Origin of the sequence: Desulfosarcina sp., from assembly GCF_041551955.1 — a bacterium.
In the GTDB taxonomy this organism is placed as follows: Bacteria; Desulfobacterota; Desulfobacteria; order Desulfobacterales; family Desulfosarcinaceae; genus Desulfosarcina.
The window spans coordinates 1-7,131 of the sequence record NZ_JBFELV010000263.1; the positions used below are offsets into that span (position 1 = coordinate 1).

8 protein-coding genes are annotated in these 7,131 nt (G+C 56.9%); 2 read left to right on the forward strand and 6 right to left on the reverse strand.

Annotated elements, in window-relative coordinates; all coding sequences use genetic code 11:
* The 4 genes from ABYV26_RS17225 to ABYV26_RS17240 all read right to left on the reverse strand — a co-directional run.
* A partial coding sequence (locus ABYV26_RS17225; protein WP_372682591.1) for a transglutaminase domain-containing protein occupies positions 1 to 651 on the reverse strand: 651 nt, incomplete at its 3' end.
* Positions 652 to 820: 169 nt separating this feature from the next.
* Positions 821 to 2,554 carry a cobalamin-dependent protein gene (locus ABYV26_RS17230; protein ID WP_372682592.1) on the reverse strand — a complete coding sequence of 578 codons (1,734 nt, stop codon included), beginning with the start codon at positions 2,552 to 2,554 and terminating at the stop codon, positions 821 to 823.
* 129 nt (positions 2,555 to 2,683) lie between these two features.
* Entirely contained in the window at positions 2,684 to 3,130 is a 447-nt protein-coding gene (locus tag ABYV26_RS17235; RefSeq protein ID WP_372682593.1) for a universal stress protein, read from the reverse strand.
* Between the two features lie 12 nt (positions 3,131 to 3,142).
* Positions 3,143 to 3,604: a CBS domain-containing protein gene (locus tag ABYV26_RS17240; RefSeq protein ID WP_372682594.1), complete on the reverse strand. Its 462-nt coding sequence runs from the start codon at positions 3,602 to 3,604 to the stop codon at positions 3,143 to 3,145.
* A gap of 175 nt (positions 3,605 to 3,779) precedes the next feature.
* On the opposite strand from ABYV26_RS17240, the gene ABYV26_RS17245 reads away from it, so the two are divergent.
* Positions 3,780 to 4,475 carry an aspartate/glutamate racemase family protein gene (locus ABYV26_RS17245; RefSeq protein WP_372682595.1) on the forward strand — a complete coding sequence of 232 codons (696 nt, stop codon included), beginning with the start codon at positions 3,780 to 3,782 and terminating at the stop codon, positions 4,473 to 4,475.
* Between the two features lie 4 nt (positions 4,476 to 4,479).
* Here ABYV26_RS17245 and ABYV26_RS17250 read toward each other — a convergent pair whose 3' ends face one another.
* Positions 4,480 to 5,763, reverse strand: a complete 1,284-nt coding sequence (locus ABYV26_RS17250; RefSeq protein ID WP_372682596.1) for a citrate synthase — start codon at positions 5,761 to 5,763, stop codon at positions 4,480 to 4,482.
* 237 nt (positions 5,764 to 6,000) lie between these two features.
* Between ABYV26_RS17250 and ABYV26_RS17255 the strand changes: the two genes are divergently transcribed.
* On the forward strand, positions 6,001 to 6,789 hold the full coding sequence (locus ABYV26_RS17255) for a hypothetical protein (protein WP_372682597.1): 789 nt from the start codon (positions 6,001 to 6,003) through the stop codon (positions 6,787 to 6,789).
* A gap of 111 nt (positions 6,790 to 6,900) precedes the next feature.
* Here ABYV26_RS17255 and ABYV26_RS17260 read toward each other — a convergent pair.
* Positions 6,901 to 7,131, reverse strand: a 231-nt coding sequence (locus ABYV26_RS17260; protein WP_372682598.1) for a response regulator, incomplete at its 5' end; no start/stop codon positions are given.

Genomic DNA, 7,131 nt, shown 5'->3' on the forward strand with positions numbered 1-7,131 from the left:
CGGATCGAAGGTGTACCACCGATTTCCGACATAGGCCTCGAACCAAGCGTGAAGATCCATCGGTTCAAGCGTCTCAAGGTAGCCCACGACCATTCGAGCCGGTATTGATAGCGCACGGCAACAAGCGATACCCAAATGGGCCATGTCCCGGCATACGCCGCTTCCCAACTGGTTTAGCTCGGAAGCACTGATGATCTGCTGTCCAACGCCAGGTGTGTAACGTATCGAGTTGCGGATATAATCGACGATGGCATTGCATTGATCGTAGCCGGAGGCCCGGCCCGCTACGAGTGACGCTGTCATTTCAGTGAAACGATCCGATTCACAATACCGGCTTGGATAAAGGAAAGGCAGGGTCTCATCGGGCAAATGCTGCACTTCGACAAACGGCGCCCCAGGGGCAGTGTCGGATGCATCCGAGGTTTCGATATCCACGGATGTACGCACGGAAAAATGCCCGGCTGGTGCAACCAGCCGTTGGCACAGGTTGCCGAACGAGTCGGTGAACTCGACCGCCGGTACACTGGGCGACAAAACGTACTCTTCGCGTGCGATCCACTGCTGCCATCCACTCCGGGGGCGCAGCATGAGCAAAAACGGAGTGGGAACCGGAATATGGAATTCAAGCAAACAGGATGCGTTTAACCACATGACAACCCTTCACCAATTGAAGTGTGGCGTTCACAGATACAGTTGCGAATAGCTATCACCTTGTTATTTCATTTCTGGACTCGATGTCCCGGCTTCCGGCTGCAGTCTTCAGTCTAACAGCCTTCATCCTCAACCGCAGAGCAGCATCCGCCTACTATCCCTTACAGGGTTAATCTTGTTGGAGACGATTCAGCCGGCCGATCCAGGCTTGTTCTCCCTCGCGATCACCTATAGACCGGCAGCAGCGGACGAGCTGCTCAACGGCCCGGGGATGATCCGATATGGCTTCCAGGCTCTGGCGGGCCTCTGGGTAACGACCCAACCGCATCAGGCTGTTGGCCAGGGCCATGTGCAGATCGATGCTGGTTTTGTGGTGTTCGATGCCCCGCTGCAATATCTCCAGGGATTCGTCAAACCGTCGCAGATGCTGATACACGAGTCCCAGCCCCCAGAAGGCGCGATGATCAGGGTGGTAGTGCAGTGACCGTTCGAAGAGCATGACGGCGGTCGACAGGTTGTCTTTGACCAGCGGGTTGGTGGCATAATCGCCGTGGCTGAATGTCAGGGCCAGCCGGGAGAGAAAATCTGCATGCAGTGGGTAGAACTGCGGATCGTCCATCAACTCTATCTGTGCGGCAAAACCCGGCAGCAGGGAGAGGTAGCCTTCCCTGAGCCGCCGTCCGAAATCGAGCACGGCGGCTTTGCTCAGCGTCGCATCCGTCTCAAAATATAGCAGGTCCTCCACCCGGTCCAGCCAGACATCATCGGTGGCGCCGGTGCGCTGCTTGTAATCTTCATAGAGTTCCGTGCCGGGAAACAGGTCCAGGATATAGAAAATGGCCGACAGGGGGCGGATCCGGCGCAGCAGCCTCAAGTTCTCATCGATGGTTTGATCGGATTCGCCCGGGGCGCCGTAAATAAAATACGCCCTGGCCAGGATGCCGTAGCGAACGGTGAGGTCAAAGGCGCGGCAGATGGCCGCTTCGCCGATGCGTTTGTGATACCGATCACGAAGCTCCCGGCTGCCGCTCTCCACGCCGTAGCTGATCTGGGTGCATCCGGCCCGGCGCATCCAGCCCAGTATCTCCTCGTCCACGCAATCCACCCTGGAGATCGCCGCCCACACGATATCCAGGCGCCGCTCGACGATTCGGCGGCAAATGTCGATCACCAGTTCCCGCTTGAGGGTAAAGGTGTCGTCGGATACAAAAAAGAAGCTGACCCCTTTTTCCTGAAGTATCACCATCTGGGTCAAGAAGTAATCGGCGCTGTGAAAGCGCACCCGGCGTTTCCAGAAAGCCGGTGAACCGCAGAAGGTGCAGCCCTCCGGACATCCCCGTGTAAGGGATATGTGTTGAAAGGAGAAATAGCGGGCGGGCATGGGCAGACTGTCCAGATCTGCCAATTGCTCCCGATCCTTGGTTTTAACGGGTTTTCCTTTTTTTCGAAAGGCCAGGCCGTCAATGTTCGTAGGCGTTCGGCCTCTCTTTTTTTCCAGAAAGCGGATCAACTCCAGGAAGCTGTGCTCACCTTCACCCCGAACCACATAATCGATCTCCGGAAAATGCGTCAGAAAGTGTTCCCAAAGGAAGGTGGCCCCCACGCCGCCGAACACCACGGTGGCCTTTGGGTTGACCTTCTTGACCATTCTTGCGATGTCGATGCCGCCCCAGCGATTGGCGTGAAGGATCGAAAAACCCACCACATCCGGCTGTTTGTCCCCCAGCACCTGGTAGATGCGGTGGGGGGTGTCGCCCAGGTTGTGGCCATTGAGAATATCCACCGCATAGCCGTTGGCCCGGAGCATGGCCCCCACGTAGTAAAGGCCCATGGGGATGGCGCTGACGTCCTCCTCGTTGATGCGCTGGTCGAGGAAATAAGGGTAAACGAGCAGTATTTTCATGGTGCAGGTCTTAACCACCGTCTAACCGGATGTTGGTGTTGTGATCGTGCATGTCCCACTGCCGGAGGTCCGGTCAGATTTCATCAGCTGCTGTGTGAGGTCGTGGTCAGTCCGTGCGCAGCGGATGCCTCAGGCCTTCTTTTCCCGCACGATCATCACCGAGCACGGCGCTTTGTGAGAAACTCGCTTGGCGACACTGCCGAACAATACCAGCCCCATGCCGCTGAGACCGAAGGCGCCCACCACCGCCAGATCAGCATCGGTCTCTTCGATGAAGCGGATGATTTCCGTCGAGACATGGCCGTCGCGAACCACCAGTTCAACGTCGACCGTTTCGGGGATGCGGTTGCCGTAAACTTCCTGCATCCGTTCGTTCAGGCTGACCACCAAATTCTCGTCGGGATGCTCGGGCATCATCAACTCCGCTTCAGTGAGCATTGGGTTGACCACCGGGGGAAGTACATGGATCACGTAAAGCTTCGCGTGGTAACGCTGCGCCAAGTCGAGGGCCGTTTGGAAGGCGGCTTCCGCATGATCCGAAAAATCGCTGCAACAGACAATCTGATTCACACCCATAAGGGCCTCCTTTTATGATGAATGATCCGTGGGCATCAGGGTCCGCAGGATATCCTCTTTGCCGACCACGCCCACCAGCACGCCATTTTCCAACACCGGCAGGGTATGGAGGTTGTGGTCTACCATCAGTGCCGCCACGGTTTCGATGTTCGAATCCGGGGCGACGGTCACCGGGTTGGGGGTCATGGCATCCGAGACGGCCGTGGCAGCGATTTTGCGGACCTCCTTTTCGAAGCCCTTCATGGAACTGAGACTGATGTAGCCGTCCAGAAAAGAAAACAGCGAGGGGACGGGAAGCTTTTTCTGCTGGGCGATAATGTCGCTTTGGCAGAGAAGGCCGACCAGCTTGCCTGCGTCGTCCACCACCGGCACACCATTGATGCGGCGGTCCAACAGGATTTTGGCCGCTTTGATAATTTCCGTGTCGGCGGTGACGGTAATGGGGTTTTCAGTCATGATCTCTTTTACCAGCATGGCGGCACCTCAGGTGTGATGCGTGCATAACCGCAAAATGATTTTTTTGCGGTTGATTTAAAAGCCCGCAGGGCTTTAAATGGGTTTGCAACCGGACTCCATCTCTTAGTGTAGGTGAAGGTCGGCCGACCTGTCAAAACAAATTCGATGCCGGTTAACAAAGGAAAACCAACGGATGAGAACCATTGGAATGATTGGCGGGATGAGTTGGGAATCGACCCTGGTCTATTACCGGATTATCAACGAAGCGGTGAGGGCGCGTCTGGGCGGGCTCCATTCGGCAAAAAGCATTCTGTACTCCGTGGATTTCGCCCAGATCGACGCATTGCAACACGCGGGGCGGTGGGATGCGGCGCAGTCGATTCTGGTTCAGGCGGCCCAGGCGCTGGTGCGCGCAGGGGCGGACCTGGTGATTATCTGCACCAACACCATGCATAAACTGGCCGATGGGGTGGCGGCTGGCATGACCGTTCCATTGCTTCACATTGCCGACCCAACGGCCGATGCCGTCCTTGCCGCCGGTATGGATACCGTCGCGCTGCTGGGTACCCGGTTTACCATGGAGGAGGCCTTTTACCGCAGGCGGCTTGAAGACCGTTACGGGCTGCGGGTGCTGATTCCGGATGCGTTCCAGCGCCAGGCCGTCCATGACACGATCTACACGGAGCTCTGTCTGGGACGGATCCGGGAACCGTCACGACAGGCCTATCTCCGGATCATCGAAGGCCTGGTGGAGCGCGGTGCCCAGGGGGTCATTTTGGGCTGCACCGAGATCGGACTTCTCGTTGATGCCGAAAGCTGCCCGGTGCCGGTTTTCGATACGGCGCGCATTCACGCCGAAGCGGCCGTGACTGCGGCCCTGACCGACTGACTGATCAAGGCCGTGCATGAATGGGAACGAATTCGTATTCCGTGGCACCGGTGTAGACCTGTCGAGGCCGACAGATCTTCCAATTGGGATCGTCCATGCTCTCCTTCCACTGGGCGATCCACCCAGGCAGCCGCCCGATGGCAAACATCACCGTGAACATGTTGGTGGGAATGCCGATGGCCCGCAGGACGATCCCGCTATAGAAATCGACGTTGGGGTACAGGTTGTGATCGATGAAGTAAGCATCTTTAAGGACCACCTCCTCCAACTCCTTGGCGATATCCAACAGCGGATCATTGATCTGCAAGGATTCCAGCAGCTCATCGCACATCTTTTTCATGATTTTCGCCCGGGGATCATAGGTTTTGTAAACCCGGTGGCCGAATCCCATGAGCCTGAACGGATCCTTCTTGTCCTTGGCCCGTTCGATGGCCTTTTTATAATTCCCGCCGTCGGCCTGAATCGCAGTGAGCATTTCGACGACCGCTTGGTTGGCGCCCCCGTGCAGCGGGCCCCACAGCGCGGCGATGCCCGATGAAATGGCCGCATAGAGATTGACCCGGGCGCTGCCCACCACGCGAACGGCAGAGGTGGAGCAGTTCTGCTCATGGTCGGCGTGAAGAATCCAGAAGACCCGCAGGGCATTGACGGCCGCCCGGTTGAGTTCGTAGGGTTTCACCGGGGTGTGGAACATCATGTTGAGAAAGTTCTCGCAGTAGGTCAGATCCGGGCGGGGATAGACCACCTTATGGCCCCGGGAAATCTTGTATGACATGGCCGCCATGGTGCGAACCTTGGCCAGCAGCCGGGTCATGGTGATGGTGATCTGTTCCTCCAGGGTGCCCAGTTCCGGATAAAAGCTCCGCATGGCATTGACCATGGAAGAGAGGATCCCCATCGGATGGGAGGCCCGTGGAAAGTTCTGGTAAAATGCCTTGAGGTCTTCATGGACCAGGCTGTTGTCGTTGAGCATCACCGAAAAACGGGTCAGCTGTTCACGGTTGGGGAGCTTGCCGTTGATGAGCAGGTAGGCGGTTTCCTTGAACGTGCCGTGCTCGGCCAGCTGCTCCACGGGGATACCCCGGTAGCGCAGAATGCCTTTTTCGCCGTCCATATAGGTGATGGCGCTCAGGCAGCTGCCGGTGTTGGCGTAGCCAGGGTCCAAGGTGATAAAACCGGTGCTCGCCCGAAGGGTGGAGATGTCGATGGCCTTTTCCCCTTCTGTTCCGGTAACTACCGGTAGCTGTATTTGCTGCCCGTTATAGGTGAGGGTGACAAATTCATCCATGGTGACTCCTTTCTCTTCGGAAAGACCCGGTATCCTTTCGATGCACTAATACGGTGAATCAGATCGCCCGTCTGGCCCGTGTTGGTTCACCGGAACAATTGTCTTGCCGGGCGGCCAGTTTTCAACGTAATTTATATTTAAAGAAGGGGCAGGGCCTTTCGAGTAACAGCCGATATTCATATGAATATCCGGCACAGATGTCAAATCCCAAATCAAGTCTTTCTGAGGAGAAATGAAATGTCATACAAGGAAAACCTGTTAAAGAAGATAGAGATCGACCGACTGGTCCGGACCATCGCCGATTCCATCGGGCCGGTGGAGAGCGGCAAGCGGATCGACAAGACGGTGTTGGCGCAGCTGATGGCCTTTTTCCCCTGGTCCCGCCGGGAGGCGCGGGACCTGGTGTTGTTCCTGGAAACCGACGGCCCCGGGAAGACCCGTATCCTGGTGATGGACAACGACCTGACCATTTACCACACCAGCGTGGAAGATGTGATGCTGAGAAAAAGTCCCACTGTCAAAGAGATGGTGAACCTTCGCAATGCCATCAAAATTCTTAACGACAAGGATGTGGTGATCAGCAAGAAGGCGGCATCCCTGGTGACCATCCAGGAGATCTGCATCGGCGAACTGGACCTCAGCTTCACGCAGTCGGATATCGATGGCATTGCCCGCGATGGGAAGGCATCCCTGGAGAACGGCTACCCCCAGGGTGTTCAGGAGAGCCTGATGCTGTTCGCCGAAATGCTGGGGCTGACCCCGGCGCCCAAAGCCTTTTCGCTGAACCACCACGACATCTATGGCCAGGTGAGCGAAAAACCCGGCGGCGAGACCACAATCGGTCCGTTGATCATATTCAGTCTGGTCCACCAGACATTGACCTACCTGGAGAGCCCCTTGAGCAGCCGGGATAAAGGGCGGTTCGACACGCTCAAGGCCCTTTCCTCGGGGGAAGTCGAGGCGTCCGCTTCAGGGCCGGCGGTGTTCGATCTGATGAGGTCCAAGGCGATGGCCACCGTCTCGTAGCAACCCTTAGCGTCTGCGGCGCCGGGCATTCCGGCGCTCTCCATCGGAGGCCGTCCGGGGGAGTGGTTCGCCGCCTCCGCCTTGGAATCATCTTGCCTGATCAAGGCGGACTCACATGCCGAATTTACGAAGCATTTCAATTACTTTTTCCTGGCTTTGCTTTTGGACGATGACGGCCTTTTGGTGGTGGGCTTTTTTAATTTTTTTGGCCAGCGCATCCAGGTCGGCCGGTTTTTCCACAAAATCCATGGCACCCGCCTTCATGGCCTCCACGCCTTTTTGAACCGTCGCATGGCCGGTGAGCAGGATGATCTGCATCTCCGGTCGTTTTTCCTTGATGGC

What these genes read in the sequence shown, in the direction of transcription:
- ABYV26_RS17230 (WP_372682592.1), bottom strand. Translation starts at nt 2,554, where the DNA reads ATGAAAATACTGCTCGTTTACCCTTATTTCCTCGACCAGCGCATCAAC.
- ABYV26_RS17235 (WP_372682593.1), bottom strand. Translation starts at nt 3,130, where the DNA reads ATGGGTGTGAATCAGATTGTCTGTTGCAGCGATTTTTCGGATCATGCG.
- ABYV26_RS17240 (WP_372682594.1), bottom strand. Translation starts at nt 3,604, where the DNA reads ATGCTGGTAAAAGAGATCATGACTGAAAACCCCATTACCGTCACCGCC.
- ABYV26_RS17245 (WP_372682595.1), top strand. Translation starts at nt 3,780, where the DNA reads ATGAGAACCATTGGAATGATTGGCGGGATGAGTTGGGAATCGACCCTG.
- ABYV26_RS17250 (WP_372682596.1), bottom strand. Translation starts at nt 5,763, where the DNA reads ATGGATGAATTTGTCACCCTCACCTATAACGGGCAGCAAATACAGCTA.
- ABYV26_RS17255 (WP_372682597.1), top strand. Translation starts at nt 6,001, where the DNA reads ATGTCATACAAGGAAAACCTGTTAAAGAAGATAGAGATCGACCGACTG.